8 protein-coding genes and 2 pseudogenes are annotated in these 15200 nt (G+C 54.0%); 2 read left to right on the top strand and 8 right to left on the bottom strand.

All coding sequences use genetic code 11. The features are described from left to right. The first annotated feature begins 20 nt into the window (after positions 1 to 20). Positions 21 to 821: a MurR/RpiR family transcriptional regulator gene (locus CKQ54_RS00235; protein ID WP_208644598.1), complete on the top strand. Its 801-nt coding sequence runs from the start codon at positions 21 to 23 to the stop codon at positions 819 to 821. Between the two features lie 87 nt (positions 822 to 908). Here CKQ54_RS00235 and eno read toward each other — a convergent pair whose 3' ends face one another. The 5 genes from eno to rlmD form a co-directional block, all read right to left on the bottom strand. Continuing rightward, positions 909 to 2213: a phosphopyruvate hydratase gene (gene eno, locus CKQ54_RS00240; RefSeq protein WP_112287728.1), complete on the bottom strand. Its 1305-nt coding sequence runs from the start codon at positions 2211 to 2213 to the stop codon at positions 909 to 911. A gap of 75 nt (positions 2214 to 2288) precedes the next feature. Further along, positions 2289 to 3926 carry a glutamine hydrolyzing CTP synthase gene (gene pyrG / locus CKQ54_RS00245; RefSeq protein WP_120163252.1) on the bottom strand — a complete coding sequence of 546 codons (1638 nt, stop codon included), beginning with the start codon at positions 3924 to 3926 and terminating at the stop codon, positions 2289 to 2291. Between the two features lie 348 nt (positions 3927 to 4274). After that, entirely contained in the window at positions 4275 to 5078 is an 804-nt protein-coding gene (mazG, locus tag CKQ54_RS00250) for a nucleoside triphosphate pyrophosphohydrolase (RefSeq protein ID WP_120163253.1), read from the bottom strand. Positions 5079 to 5156: 78 nt separating this feature from the next. Then, positions 5157 to 7394: a GTP diphosphokinase gene (relA, locus tag CKQ54_RS00255; RefSeq protein WP_112287730.1), complete on the bottom strand. Its 2238-nt coding sequence runs from the start codon at positions 7392 to 7394 to the stop codon at positions 5157 to 5159. Positions 7395 to 7403: 9 nt separating this feature from the next. Beyond that, a complete protein-coding gene (gene rlmD / locus CKQ54_RS00260; RefSeq protein WP_120163254.1) occupies positions 7404 to 8774 on the bottom strand; it encodes a 23S rRNA (uracil(1939)-C(5))-methyltransferase RlmD in 1371 nt (456 codons plus the stop codon). A 64-nt stretch (positions 8775 to 8838) separates the two neighbouring features. Between rlmD and barA the strand changes: the two are divergent. Further along, a pseudogene (barA, locus tag CKQ54_RS00265) lies at positions 8839 to 11564 on the top strand (two-component sensor histidine kinase BarA). Between the two features lie 54 nt (positions 11565 to 11618). On the opposite strand, the gene CKQ54_RS00270 reads toward barA, so the two are convergent. The 3 genes and pseudogenes from CKQ54_RS00270 to garR all read right to left on the bottom strand — a co-directional run. After that, positions 11619 to 12926, bottom strand: a complete 1308-nt coding sequence (locus CKQ54_RS00270) for an amino acid deaminase (RefSeq protein ID WP_120163255.1) — start codon at positions 12924 to 12926, stop codon at positions 11619 to 11621. Between the two features lie 117 nt (positions 12927 to 13043). Next, positions 13044 to 14183 (bottom strand): glycerate kinase, encoded by a 1140-nt coding sequence (locus tag CKQ54_RS00275; protein ID WP_120163256.1) that lies wholly within the window; start codon positions 14181 to 14183, stop codon positions 13044 to 13046. Between the two features lie 120 nt (positions 14184 to 14303). Further along, positions 14304 to 15197: pseudogene (garR, locus tag CKQ54_RS00280) on the bottom strand (2-hydroxy-3-oxopropionate reductase); the annotation flags it as partial. Positions 15198 to 15200: the final 3 nt, after the last annotated feature.

The following is a 15200-nucleotide window of genomic DNA, read 5'->3' on the forward strand; positions in this document are numbered from 1 at the left end:
CAGGCACGCTGTTACTGCGAATGCGTCAGGGGCTGGAGAATTACAGTCCGACTCTGCATAAACTGGGCAGCTATGTACTGGAGCAGCCCCAGCGCGTGCTTTACCTGACCATCACTGAGCTGGCGCGTGAGAGTGATACCAGTGAAGCCAGCGTCACGCGGCTTTGTCGCCAGCTGGGTTGCAAAGGGTTTACCGAATTTAAGATGGGCCTGGCGCTGGAGACGAGGCAAAATCCGTCGTCACCGGCGGCAGAAGGAAATGACGACGTTCAGACGCTGATTGAAGACAGCATCACCGCGCTGCGTGATACCGGAAAACTGCTCGACCGTCAGGTGCTGGCGGACGCGGCATCGCACATCCATAACGCGCGCTCCGTTCAGGTGTATGGTGTCGCGGCCAGCGCGATCGTCGCGGACTATCTGGGCTATAAATTGCTGCGTCTGGGCAAAACGTCGCAGTGTTTCGCCGATATGCACCGCGCGGCGATGAATGCCGTGAGTCTGGACGACCGGGATATTGTGGTGGTGATTTCCAGCTCAGGTTCAACGAAAGATGTATTGCACGCCGCCGCGCTGGCAAAGCGTCAGGGCACAACGGTTATCGGCATCAGCAATACGCTGCGCAGTCCGCTTTCCTCGCTGGCCGATATTTTACTGGTAGCCGCCAAACCCGAGGGCCCGCTGACGGCGGGATTACTGACATCAAAAGTTGGCGGGATGTTACTGGTGGAATTACTGATCAATCAGCTGTTAACGCACTCCCCGGATTATCTGCAGGCCAGCGAGCACAGTGCGAGCGCCACGCTTTCTTTATTGCTGTAAGCCGGTGACATCCGCATCTTTCCCTGAATTGCGGACATAAAAAAACCCGCCGGAGCGGGTTTTTTAAGAAAGCGTTACGGGCAGTAATTACTGACCTTTAACTTCTTTCAGACCGTTGAACGGAGCAGGAGTACCCGCAGCCGCCAGCGCTTCTTCGATACGGATCAGCTGGTTGTATTTAGCAACACGATCAGAACGGCTCATAGAACCGGTTTTGATCTGGCCAGCAGCAGTACCAACAGCCAGGTCAGCGATGGTCGCATCTTCAGTTTCGCCTGAACGGTGAGAGATAACGGCAGTGTAGCCAGCGTCTTTCGCCATTTTGATCGCAGCCAGAGTTTCGGTCAGAGAACCGATCTGGTTGAATTTGATCAGGATGGAGTTAACGATGCCTTTGTCGATACCTTCTTTCAGGATCTTGGTGTTGGTAACGAACAGATCGTCACCTACCAGCTGGATTTTGTCGCCCAGAACTTTAGTCTGGTAAGCAAAGCCAGTCCAGTCAGACTCGTCCAGACCGTCTTCGATAGAAACGATTGGGTACTGTTTAGTCAGGTCTTCCAGGAAGTGAGTGAACTCTTCAGAAGTGAACGCTTTGTTGCCTTCGCCAGCCAGAACGTATTTGCCATCTTTGTAGAACTCAGATGCCGCACAGTCCATCGCCAGAGTGATGTCTTTACCCAGTTCATAGCCAGCAGCTTTAACCGCTTCAGCGATAACAGCCAGAGCTTCTGCGTTAGAACCCAGGTTTGGCGCGTAGCCACCTTCGTCACCAACAGCAGTACCCATGCCTTTAGATTTCAGAACTTTAGCCAGGGTGTGGAACACTTCAGAACCCATACGGATGGCTTCTTTCAGCGTTTTAGCGCCAACAGGCTGGATCATGAACTCTTGAATATCAACGTTGTTATCAGCGTGTTCGCCGCCGTTGATGATGTTCATCATAGGCAGTGGCATAGAGTATTTGCCTGGGGTGCCGTTCAGTTCTGCGATGTGAGCGTACAGTGGCAGACCTTTAGAAGCAGCAGCCGCTTTAGCAGCAGCCAGGGAAACAGCCAGAATCGCGTTAGCACCGAAGTTAGATTTGTTTTCAGTACCGTCCAGGTCGATCATGATTTTATCGATGTTAGCCTGGTCTTTCGCGTCTTTACCGGTTACAGCCTGAGCAATAGGACCGTTAACCGCAGCAACGGCTTTCAGTACGCCTTTGCCCAGGAAACGGGATTTGTCACCGTCACGCAGTTCCAGCGCTTCGCGGGAACCGGTAGAAGCACCAGATGGCGCAGCAGCCAGACCAACAAAACCACCTTCCAGATGAACTTCAGCTTCTACGGTCGGGTTACCACGGGAGTCGATGATTTCACGGCCGATAACTTTAACGATTTTAGACATTAAGATTTCCTCAGTACAAGTTAACTAAAGCTTCAGACAAGAGATGCGCCAATGGCGCATCTCTTCCCCGGTATTTTATTTTACCTGACGCTTCTGATACTCACCGGCAGCCTTCACAAAGCCTGCAAACAACGGATGACCATCACGCGGCGTTGACGTAAATTCTGGATGGAACTGGCAAGCCACAAACCACGGATGGTTAGGCAGCTCGATGATTTCCACCAGTTGCTTATCGCCAGAGCGACCGGCTACGCGTAAACCTGCGGCTTCGATTTGTTTGAGCAGCATATTGTTCACTTCGTAACGGTGACGATGGCGTTCAACTATTGTCGGCTCGCCGTACATCTCACGAACCAGGCTACCGTCGTTCAGGTGGCATTGCTGCCCGCCTACACGCATGGTACCGCCTAAATCACTGTCTTCGGAACGTACTTCGACGTTACCTTCTTCATCACGCCATTCGGTGATAAGTGCGACCACCGGGAACTTACAGTCTGGCACAAATTCGGTGGAGTTGGCGTTCTCCATACCCGCAACGTTACGGGCGAACTCAATCAGTGCAACCTGCATACCCAGACAAATGCCCAGATAAGGGATGTTGTTTTCACGTGCATAGCGCGCCGTCGCTACTTTCCCTTCTACACCACGGTAGCCGAAGCCGCCCGGGATAAGAATTGCGTCCAGGCCTTTCAGCACTTCGACACCACGGGTTTCGACATCCTGAGAGTCGATAAGTTTAATGTTCACGGTCAGACGATTTTTCAGGCCGCCGTGTTTGAGCGCTTCAATCACAGATTTATAGGCATCTGGCAGCTCAATGTATTTACCGACCATACCGATGGTGACTTCGCCGCCCGGATTGGCTTCTTCGTAAACAACCTGTTCCCATTCGGACAAGTTAGCTTCCGGCGCGTTGATGCTGAAACGTTTACAAATATAGTCGTCGAGACCCTGAGATTTCAATAGGGCCGGGATTTTATAAATGGAATCAACATCTTTAAGAGAAATAACTGCTTTTTCCGGCACGTTACAGAACAGTGCAATTTTCGCACGTTCGTTGGCTGGTACTGCGCGGTCTGAACGGCAGATCAGCACGTCTGGCTGGATACCGATAGACAGCAGTTCTTTTACAGAGTGCTGGGTCGGTTTGGTTTTCACTTCACCGGCAGCAGCCATGTAAGGCACCAGCGTCAGGTGCATGTACAACGTGTGCTCGCGGCCCACTTCCACTGCCATCTGACGAATTGCTTCCAGGAACGGCAGGGATTCGATATCACCGACAGTACCGCCAATTTCAACCAGCACGACATCGTGGCCTTCGCCGCCTTCAATGATGCGTTCTTTGATGTTGTTGGTGATGTGCGGGATAACCTGAATGGTTGCACCGAGATAATCGCCACGGCGCTCTTTGCGCAGCACGTCGGAATAAATACGGCCCGTGGTGAAGTTGTTGTGGCGGGTCATCTTGGTGCGGATGAAACGCTCGTAGTGACCCAGATCGAGATCGGTTTCAGCGCCATCTTCGGTAACGAAGACTTCGCCGTGTTGAGTTGGGCTCATCGTACCCGGATCCACGTTGATATACGGGTCCAGTTTCATGATGGTCACGTTGAGGCCACGGGCTTCGAGAATAGCCGCCAGTGAGGCTGCGGCAATGCCTTTACCCAGAGAGGATACGACCCCGCCGGTCACAAAAATATAATTAGTTGTCATGCTGAACCTGAGAGGTTAGGTTTAAAGATGATGGAGTAACCAAGACGGGAAAACAGTATACCGGAACCTTGTGTGCGCCACAAATAAACGTTTTGCTGTCCATCATCGTTTTCCTTAGCGTCAGTTCAGAAGGGTTAACCCTGCCAACCCTTTTCTCTCATTCTTTCAAAAACAATCAGTTAACTTCAGAAAAGTGCTGAGTTGCTCGCATGAACCACTAAAACATCTTAGATATCAATTTGTTGAACTTTACTGCTCTCAGATCAGCCGGTTAAGCACTGAATGACAATGAGCTTAACCGTTTCAGCAGATTCAGATCTTGTTTCCGATCAAAGTCGGAGAGCTAACTCAGGCTTCCGATTTTTTCACCTGCTGCCAGGCGTCTTCCATCTGCTCAAGTGTAGCTTCTTCCATGTTTAAGCCTTTCCCGCGGATAATCTCTTCAACGTGCCGGAAACGACGCTCAAACTTGCGGTTAGCGGCCTGTAGCGCATCTTCGGCTTTATGGCCCAAATGACGGGAAAGATTCACTGTCGCGAACAGCAGATCACCGATTTCCTCACCGAGCTTTTCTTCGTCGATGACGGCCTGACGCGCTTCAAACATCACTTCGTCGATTTCTTCATACACTTTGTCGAGCACCGGCCCGAGCGTGGTCCAGTCGAACCCGACATTCGAACAGCGTTTCTGAATTTTGTGCGCTTTCATCAGCGCAGGCAGTGCGGAAGGAATGTCATCCAGCGCCGAATGCAGGGATTTCTCCGCCCGCTCCTGCGCCTTACGCGCTTCCCATTTCACCAGCACATCTTTGCTGCTGGCGTCTTTTGACCACGCCGCTTCAGTGCCAAAAATTTGCGGATGGCGGCGCTCTAATTTGTCTGAAATGGCATTGCAGATGTCATCAAACTCAAACAGACCCTGCTCGCTGCCCATTTGCGCGTAGAACACCACCTGAAACAGCAGATCACCCAGTTCGTCGCGCACATCGTCGTAATCTTTGCGGGCGATGGCGTCCATCACTTCGTAGGTTTCTTCCAGCGTGTACGGGGCAATGGTGTCAAAAGTTTGCTCTTTATCCCACGGGCAACCGGCTTGAGGATCACGCAGGGTTTTCATAATGGTGAGCAGGCGTTGCAAAGAAGAATCGGTCATGGGATCTGTCCGTTTTAAAATAGAGGAGTCAAAAACATAAAAGAAAAGGCCCGACTGGCGGGCCTTATAAGCGTTTGATCAGCTGCCGTGAAGTCGCTTGGCTTCAATCACATCCGGCAACTGGTTCAGTTTGGCGATCACGCGTCCCAGAACCTGCGGGTTGTAGATTTCGATATCCATATCGATAGTCGCCAGTTGCTGACGTGTGTCGCTGCGGCTGGCAACGCCAAGCACGTTCACTTTCTCGTTAGCCAGAATGGTGGTGATATCACGCAGCAGGCCGCTGCGGTCGTTGGCCACCACGCGCACTACCAGCGAATAACCGCTGGAGTAGCTTTCGCCCCACACGGCATCGACCACGCGTTCCGGCGCATTCGAGCGTAAATCTTCCAGCTGATCACAGTCGGCACGGTGGATTGAAATCCCGCGACCCTGAGTGATGTAACCGACGATTTCGTCACCCGGAATCGGCTGGCAGCAACGCGCAATGTGGTGCATCAGATTACCGACGCCTTCGACGACGACGCGACCATTGTCTTTGGTACGCGTTGGCGGTGGCGTGGTTTTCTGCGTCAGCTGGCGCAGCGCTTCTTTATCCAGTTCTTCCGCACTCGGCTTTTTCAACTGAGATTGCAGGAAGTTGACCATCTGATTGATGCGGATATCGCCGTTACCGATGGCCGCCAGCACTTCATCCAGCGAGTTGACGTTGTAGCGTGGCAGCAGCAGTTTCTCGGCATCTTTGATGCTAATATCCAGTCTGTCCAGCTCGTCATCGAGGATTTGTTTACCGGCAATAATGTTCTTATCGCGATCCTGTTTACGGAACCAGTTTTGGATTTTCGAACGCCCGCGGCTGGTCGTGACGTAACCGAGACTCGGGTTCAGCCAGTCACGGCTTGGGTTCGCGTGCTTCTGGGTGATGATTTCAATCTGATCGCCCATCTGCAACTGGTAGGTAAACGGCACGATACGCCCGCCAATTTTCGCCCCGATACACCGGTGACCGACATCGCTGTGAATGTGATACGCGAAGTCGAGCGGCGTGGAGCCCATCGGCAGATCGATAACGTCGCCTTTTGGCGTAAACACGTACACGCGATCGTCAAAGACCTGGCTGCGCACTTCGTCGAGCATTTCGCCCGAATCGGCCATTTCTTCCTGCCACGCGATAAGTTTGCGCAGCCACGCAATGCGGCCTTCGTAACCACCGCTGCGGCCACCGGCCACGGCAGTACCTTCTTTGTATTTCCAGTGCGCGGCGACGCCCAGTTCGGCATCTTCATGCATCTGGCGGGTACGGATCTGCACTTCCAGCGTTTTACCGCGAGGCCCTAACACCACGGTGTGAATCGACTGATAACCGTTCGGTTTCGGGTTGGCGACGTAATCGTCAAACTCATCCGGCAGATGGCGGAAATGGGTGTGCACAATCCCTAAGGCAGCGTAGCAATCCTGCAAACGTTCCACCACGATACGCACAGCGCGCACGTCGAAGAGTTCGTCGAAGGACAGGGATTTTTTCTGCATCTTGCGCCAGATGCTGTAGATATGTTTCGGGCGGCCATAAACATCAACTTTGATGCCCTCTTCCGCCATCGCATTTTTAACCGTCGAGACAAAATCGTCGATGTACTGCTCACGGTCGATACGACGTTCGTGCAGCAGTTTGGCGATGCGTTTGTATTCGTCAGGATGCAGATAACGGAAGCAGAAATCTTCCAGTTCCCATTTCAGCTGACCGATACCCAGACGGTTGGCCAGCGGCGCGTAGATATTGGTACATTCTTTCGCCGCCAGAACGCGTTCTTCTTCCGGCGCATCTTTCACTTCGCGCAGGTGCGCGATTCGTTCGGCAAGTTTCAGCACCACGCAGCGGAAATCTTCCACCATCGCCAGCAGCATACGGCGGACGTTGTCCACCTGCTCGGAGGCCATGGAGTCATTTTGCGTGGCTTTCAGCTGGCGGATGGCGTCCATATCGCGCACGCCGTGCACCAGATCGGTGATGCCTTTGCCGAACTGTTGGGTCAGGGTATCTTCATCAATGATGCCGTCATCAACCAGCGGGAACAGCAGCGCCGCGCGCATACTGTCGTTATCCATACTGAGGGTCGAGAGGATTTCAACCATCTCGAGGCCGCGCCACAGCAGCAGCGAGGCGTCAGGATGGCCCTGCGTTTGTTGCTCGCAGTAGCGCCAGGTTTCGGCTAAACGCTCACATGATTGCTGGCTGGACAGTCCTAAACTGTTGATCCAGTCGTCGAGTGCGAACTCGCCAGCTGTGTTCAGATGTGCACTTCTTACCGCAACCATACCCTCTCCCTACGTTTCTGACACAACGCCTGTGTCAGACGGGTTGATAAACAGAGCCATCGATTCAAGGTGCCCGGTGTGCGGAAACATATCCAGCATACGTACCTGAGCCAATCGATAGCCCGCCTCCAACAAAATTTTACTGTCCCGCGCCAATGTTGTGGGGTTGCATGACACATACACCACACGCGCCGGGGCCAGCTTAACGATATGCGCCATCACGCCAGCAGCGCCGCCCCGGGCCGGATCCAGCAAGATTTTATTGAAGCCTTGCGCCGCCCAGGGTTGTTTACTGACATCATCTTCCAGATTCTCGTGGAAGAAAGAGGCATTTTCTAAGCCATTATTTCGGGCATTATCTTGCCCATTCGCCACCAGTGTAGCAACACCTTCGACGCCGACAACCTGCTTAGCTCTTTTTGCCAGCGGAAGAGTGAAATTCCCCATCCCGCAGAACAAATCCAGCACGCGATCTTCGGGCGTCAGTTCCAGCCATTGCAAGGCCTGTGCCACCATTTGCTGGTTAACCGCGTCATTCACCTGAATAAAATCGCGCGGACCAAATTTCAGATTCAGGCCGTCAATCTGATAATAAGGTGTTTCACCGCATAAACGTTCCACCGTATCGCTGTCAGGCGCCAGGAAAATCGTCAGCTGATGTTGTGCGGCAAAGGCGGTCAGGCGCGTACGATCGGCTTCACTGAGCGGATCAAGGTGGCGCAGCACCAGCAGCGGGCCGTTATCGGCCAGCACCAGTTCCAGATGCCCGAGACGTTTTGCCGCCGACAACGACGACAGACATTCCTGCACCGGCACCAGCAGTTGCTCCAGTTCAGGCCGCAGGACAGGACATTTGGTGATGGCCACCAGATCGTTCGAACCTTCCTGACGGAAACCCATCACCAGCGGACCGTTCGCCGTTCCCGCTTTACGCCCCGGTTTAACGCCGGCGATTTGTAATCCCAGACGCGCGCGACGGCGATAACCGTATTGCGGGCCGGCAATCACCGGCTGAGGATCCGCATGAACGCCGGTTTCCCGCGAAATCAGGCGCAGCAGTGATGCCGATTTACTGCTCTGTTGCAGCGCCTCACTGGCATGTTGTTGCTGACAACCGCCGCAGACCGAATAGTGCGGGCAAACCGGTTTCACACGATCGGCGCTGGTGGTCAGCAAACGTTTCAGCCGCCCTTTGGCGTACTTACTTTTATCTTCTGTTAAAGTGACTTCTGCCTGTTCACCGGGCAGTAAACCACTGACAAACACGGCTTTGCCGTTGTGGCGCGCCACACCCTGCCCGAAAGCATCAAGGTCGGTCGCGGTCACAGTTATCGTTTGCCGGGTCGTCACGCGGCGGTTCGGAGAGTAGAATTGAGCCATTATTGTCGATTACACGCTGGTTTATTAAGCTTAGCTGGAGCTAATTCTCCCACATTGGAACCCCATGACCAAATATAGCCTTCGCGCAAGGATGATGATCCTGATTCTGGCACCGACATTAATGATCGGTTTGCTGCTCAGCACCTTCTTTGTGGTCCATCGCTACAACGAATTGCAGAATCAGCTGACGCAAGCCGGAGCCAGTATTATCGAGCCTCTGGCGGTCGCGAGCGAATATGGCATGACGTTCCGTGAACGCCAACCGGTTCAGCGCCTGATCAGCCGCCTGCACCGCAATCATTCGGATATTGTGCGCAGCATCAGCGTGTATGATGGCGACAATAAACTGTTTGCCAGTTCCACAACGCAGCACGACGGCAGTCCGTTGCAGGTCAAACGCGTTGAGGATATTCCCCGTGAACTCACCAAGGAACGCTCCGGTGATGTGCTGATTTTACGCACGCCCATTCAGGCCGAAAACCACACGGAAGCCGACGATGATTCTTTCAGCGCGTCACCGAATCATCAGTTAGGTTACATCGCCATTGAGCTGGATTTACGCTCGGTCAAACTGGCGCAATATCAGGAAGCGTTTGTTTCCACCATGTTGCTGTTGTTGTGTCTGGGGATCGCCACCCTGTTCGCCTATCGCCTGATGCGCGATGTCACCGGCCCTATCCGCAATATGGTGAATACCGTTGACCGTATCCGCCGCGGGCAGCTCGACAGCCGCGTGGAAGGCAACATGCCGGGCGAACTGAGCATGTTGAAAAACGGCATTAACTCGATGGCAATGTCGCTGACGGCGTATCACGAAGAAGTGCAGCAGAACATCGATCAGGCGACGTCAGATCTGCGCGAAACTCTCGAGCAGATGGAAATCCAGAACGTCGAGCTGGATCTGGCGAAAAAGCGTGCGCAGGAAGCGGCGCGTATCAAATCCGAATTCCTGGCCAATATGTCCCACGAGCTGCGTACGCCGCTCAACGGCGTAATTGGCTTTACCCGTCAGACGCTGAAAACCCCGCTGTCGCCAACGCAGGCGGATTATCTGCAAACCATTGAACGTTCCGCTAATCATCTGCTGACCATCATTAATGACGTGCTGGACTTCTCAAAACTGGAAGCCGGCAAACTGGTGCTGGAGCATATTCCGTTCTCGCTGCGTGAAATGCTCGATGAAGTGGTGATTTTGCTGGCGCATACCGCCCACGATAAAGGGCTGGAACTGACGCTCAACGTCCACAACAATGTGCCGGAAAACGTGCTGGGCGATCCGATGCGGATGCAGCAAGTGGTAACTAACTTGCTTGGAAATGCGATTAAATTCACCGAAACCGGCAATATTGATATCAACGTGGAACTGCGTTCTCAGAACAATTTGCAGGTTGAACTGGAAGTGCAAATTCACGACACCGGCATCGGGATTTCCGAGCGTCAGCAGTCGCAGTTGTTCCAGGCTTTCCGTCAGGCAGACGCCAGCATTTCACGCCGTCACGGCGGCACCGGATTAGGGCTGGTCATCACCCAGCGTCTGGTTAAAGAAATGGGCGGCGATATCAGTTTCTACAGCCAGATCAACCGCGGCTCGACGTTCTGGTTCCACGTCACCCTTGAGCTGAATGAAAACCGCCACATCACGCCGGTTTCCATGAGTCATCTTGAAGGTAAACGTCTGGCGTATGTCGAAGCCAATCCGGCGGCAGCAAAAGCCACGATGGAAATCCTGCAAGCCACGCCGCTGGATGTCACGCACCGCACGACAATTGCAGCGCTTCCGGAAACCCATTACGACATTATGCTGTGCAGTATTCCGGTGAACCCCGATGTGACGCTGTCCGATTACGACGGCAAACTGCAAAGAGTGTTCAGCATGACACAGCATCTGTTGCTGGCACTGCCAAGCCAGTTCCAGGTGGATGCCGAAGAGCTGAAACGGCGCGGCGTCGAGGCTTGTCTGATTAAACCGATGTCGAGCATCCGTTTACTGCCGTTATTGCTCAAAGAACAGCAGGCGTCGGTGCGGGTGATTAACAATGATGAGAACAAAACGTCGCGTCTGCCGCTGACCGCAATGGCGGTGGATGATAATCCGGCCAACCTCAAACTGATTGGCGCGCTGCTGGAAGAATTAGTGGAAACCACCGTGCTGTGTCACAGCGGTGAAGAAGCGATTGAAGTCGCGCGTCATACGGACCTCGACATCATTCTGATGGATATTCAGATGCCGGATATCGACGGTATCCGCGCCAGTGAAATCATTCATCAGATGGCGCGCCATGCCAAAACGCCGGTCGTGGCGAACGCGAGCAATTGCTGAAACTGGGCATGGACGATTATCTGTCTAAACCGATTGATGAAAGTATGCTGAAAAACGTGCTGTCACGGCATCAGACTCATCAGGCGCAGCTGGACTCTCCGTTGCAGTCCGGAGAATCCCTCGCGCCGATCAGCACGCTCGACTGGCAACTGGCGCTGAGTCAGTCGGCCAATAAAGTGGCGCTGGCGCAGGATTTACTGCAAATGCTGGTCGAATTCCTGCCACAGGTGGCTGAACGCGTGGAGGCGGTAACGCGGGGCGAACCGGACGACGACATTTTGGCGCTTATTCACAAACTGCACGGCAGTTGCAGTTACAGCGGCGTACCGCGTCTGAAACAGCTGTGTTTCTACATTGAACAACAGTTGCGACAGGGCGTCAGCGTGGAAACACTCGAACCTGAATGGTTTGAACTGCTTGATGAAATAGACAACGTGAAGCGCGCCGCGCTGGCCTATTTACCCAAGTAGAAAATAATACGGTAAAAGAGTAACGCCCGGCATCGTCCGGGCGTTTTCGTCTCGTCAGAACCAGGTCGTCACCGCACCGGTCACATCCCACTGCTCATTGACCAGCAGCAGCTGCCGCCATTTGTCGAACGTCAGGCAAGGGTGGCTGATATCAAAGACCAGCATGTCACCGACTTTCAGGTCAGCGTTTTCCGGTATCGACATAAATGCGTGCTGATCCATCATCGCGAACACCTTCCAGTCTTCCGGCGCAGGCACCACCGTGGTGTATCCCGCCTGCGTGGCGCTACGCGGACGGAAATGCCCGGCGGCTTTCGGGTATCCCGCGTCATAACCGGCATCACGCTTACCGAAAGCGATAATCGCCCTGCCCGGCTCCGGCAACGATTGCACCGCCGCCCAGACCTGCAACGCGGGCTGTAAACTGCTGTTCATCTCGCGCGCCACCGGATTGCTGGTTTGCATACGCTCAAGCGCCGCCTGATACGCACCGACGTCGTGTGTCACGTAGCAACCGGAACGCAGGATGATATCGAGGGTATAACGTTTTTCAGCATCAAGATGCGTGTCTTCGCGGGTCAGTTCTTCTGCCACCACATCGAACCAGGCGGAACCGGCACCGGTTAAAATCACCTGCGGTTCGGCAAATTCTCCGGCCTGTGCCAGCACTTGCGTGCGGGTCATAACGTGGCGCAGAAAGCCGCGGATCACCGCCTCGTCATTACTGACACCTTCGTAAAGCTCGACACCGACCAGCGCCAGCGACTGCGGCCAGCGTTTCACCGCCGCCAGCACGTCAGCTTCCTGTTCATCGGTACGGATGCCCGTGCGACCGCCCGCAATGCCGTATTCAAACATCACGCGCAGTGTCAGCTGCTGACTGGCAAAGTAATGCCCGAGCGCATCGGCGTTGTCCGCTGAATCCACAATGCAGGTGAAATCGAAAGCCGGGTCTTCACGCATCAGCCCGGCGATCATCGCCATATTGCCTTTGCCGACCAGCTGGTTGGCCATAATCACTTTGCGCACGCCATGCGCGAATGCTGCATTAACCTGCGGCGCAGTCGCCAGCGTGATCCCCCACGCACCAAACTCCAGCTGCATCTGATACAGCTCAGGGCTCATGGTAGTTTTGCCATGCGGTGCCAGTTTCAGCTGATAACGCTGAATGAATTCGCGCATCCAGGAAAGATTATGTTCGACTCTCTCTTCGAGCAGCACCGCCACCGGCAGGCTGACGTCTTCACGCAGAATATTCCAGCCTTGCCCGCGGATATCGCTCTTACGCGCACCGGCACTCAGCGGCCCCAGCCCTTTGGTCAGGGTGTTTACCGGCTGCTGTGAAAAATCAATCTCTGACATACGTGTTTTCTCATTGGCGAATGTCTTTAAAACCTAACGTAAAACCGCCACAAATAAAATACAAAAACCGGCGCAGGCTGGGCCTGAACACCGGTTTTTTATCCTGACTGCTGTGAGTTAAAGTTTTTGCGATAATTTAATGGTCGCGGCAATATTTCGTGCGGATTTACGCAGGTTGTCCGCGGCGTTTTTCAGCGCGTCATCGAGTGTACAAACGCTGTAAAGCACACTGAAAACGGCGTCCAGCCCGTGGTCATAAACCACATCCACATCTTTTGTCAGGCTGCCCGCAATCCCAATCACCGGTTTGTTATAGCGTTTCGCCACCCGCGCCACACCAATCGGCACTTTACCGTTGATGCTCTGGCTGTCGATACGCCCTTCGCCGGTGATCACCAGCGTGGCGTCTTTCACCAGCTCATCCAGCCCCAGCGCATCGGTGACTATCTCGATCCCCTGACGTAATTCCGCATGGCAGAATCCGTAAAGTGCCGCACCCATACCGCCCGCAGCGCCAGCACCAGGAACGTGTTCAACATCAATGCCCAGATCCTTTTTAATCACTTGCGCATAATGATGCAGATAGCCGTCGAGCTGTTCGATCATTTCCGGTGTCGCGCCTTTTTGCGGACCGAAAATAGCAGACGCCCCGTCTTTTCCGGTCAGCGGATTGGTCACGTCACACGCCACCTCAAAGCGACATTTTTTGATCCGCGGATCCAGACCGCTGATATCAATGTGATGCAGTTTTTCCAGCTCACCGCCGCCCTGACCAATCGGCTTGCCCTCTCTGGTCAGCAGCTTCGCGCCTAGCGCCTGCATCATCCCCGCGCCGCCGTCATTGGTCGCACTGCCGCCAATGCCGATGATGCAGTGCTTCACGCCATGGTCCAGCGCGGAATGGATCAGTTCGCCGGTGCCGTAAGAGGTGGTTTTCAGCGGATTACGTTGCGCAGGCGGAACGCTTTCCAGCCCGCTGGCCGCCGCCATTTCGATGAAAGCGATTTTCTCATCACCTGATAACCCGAAGAACGCCTCGATCGGTTTTCCCAGCGGCCCGGTGACATTCACTTTAACGACGCGGCCTCCGGTGGCGGCCACCATCGCCTCAACCGTGCCTTCGCCGCCATCGGCAACCGGCAGTTTGACGTACTCCGCCTCAGGGAAAATCTCACGAAAACCACTTTCGATGGCTTTTGCCACATCCAAAGCAGACAAACTTTCTTTGTATGAATCCGGTGCGATCACTATTTTCATAAAGTCATTACCTTCATAAACTGCACGCGCCGATGTGGAAAAGCGTCCTGTCAGTTTTGCATCCTGCCTGAAGGGCAACGCGAAACGAGCATTAACTCAGGGTCACGTTGCCGCCGCAGACTAACGGGTAACTTCAACCTTCGCTAAGGTTTCATAATAGCGTGCAATGGCGCTATGGTCAGATTGTCCGTGACCATCCGCTTTCAGTGCCTGCATCATTTCCATGACCAGCGAGGTCAGAGGCAGTTGCGCACCAACGCCGTGTGAGGTGTCCAGTGCGTTAGCTAAATCTTTGATGTGCAAATCAATTCGGAAGCCCGGTTTGAAGTTGCGATCCATCACCATCGGCGCTTTCGCTTCCAGCACGGTGCTGCCTGCCAGTCCGCCACGAATAGCCTGGAAAACTAAATCAGGATCCACGCCCGCTTTGGTCGCCAGCACCAGCGCTTCAGACATGGCCGCAATATTCAGCGCCACGATCACCTGATTCGCCAGTTTGGTGACGTTGCCTGCACCGATATCACCGGTATGCACCACAGAACCCGCCATGGATTTCATGATTTCATAGCATTTATCGAACACCGCTTTGTCACCGCCGACCATCACTGACATGGTGCCGTCGATGGCTTTCGGTTCGCCACCGGAAACCGGCGCATCGAGCATCGCGATTTGCTTAGCGGCCAGCGCTTCACTGATTTCACGGCTCGCCAGCGGTGCAATAGAACTCATGTCGATGAAAATAGTGCCCGGACGCGCGCCTTCAATCAGACCATTTTCGCCCAGCGCCACCTCTTTCACCTGCGGCGAGTTTGGCAGCATGGTGATGATCACATCAGAAACCGCCGCCACTGCTTTTGGGGTATCTGCCGCTGTTGCGCCGAGTTTCACAATTTCACCGACGGTATCCTGATTGCGATCCATCACCACCAGCTCGTAACCTGCTTTCAGCAGGTTTTTGCTCATAGGCTTGCCCATGATGCCTAAACCAATAAAGCCAATTTTCATTCGGGTATCCTC

The sequence above is a fragment of the Rahnella variigena genome, assembly GCF_003610915.1.
Classification (GTDB): domain Bacteria; phylum Pseudomonadota; class Gammaproteobacteria; order Enterobacterales; family Enterobacteriaceae; genus Rahnella; species Rahnella variigena.

Excerpts from the sequence above, each read along its gene's own strand:
- rlmD (WP_120163254.1), bottom strand. The coding sequence starts at position 8,774 with ATGGCTCAATTCTACTCTCCGAACCGCCGCGTGACGACCCGGCAAACG.
- pyrG (WP_120163252.1), bottom strand. The coding sequence starts at position 3,926 with ATGACAACTAATTATATTTTTGTGACCGGCGGGGTCGTATCCTCTCTG.
- relA (WP_112287730.1), bottom strand. The coding sequence starts at position 7,394 with ATGGTTGCGGTAAGAAGTGCACATCTGAACACAGCTGGCGAGTTCGCA.
- CKQ54_RS00235 (WP_208644598.1), top strand. The coding sequence starts at position 21 with ATGCGTCAGGGGCTGGAGAATTACAGTCCGACTCTGCATAAACTGGGC.
- eno (WP_112287728.1), bottom strand. The coding sequence starts at position 2,213 with ATGTCTAAAATCGTTAAAGTTATCGGCCGTGAAATCATCGACTCCCGT.
- CKQ54_RS00275 (WP_120163256.1), bottom strand. The coding sequence starts at position 14,183 with ATGAAAATAGTGATCGCACCGGATTCATACAAAGAAAGTTTGTCTGCT.
- mazG (WP_120163253.1), bottom strand. The coding sequence starts at position 5,078 with ATGACCGATTCTTCTTTGCAACGCCTGCTCACCATTATGAAAACCCTG.
- CKQ54_RS00270 (WP_120163255.1), bottom strand. The coding sequence starts at position 12,926 with ATGTCAGAGATTGATTTTTCACAGCAGCCGGTAAACACCCTGACCAAA.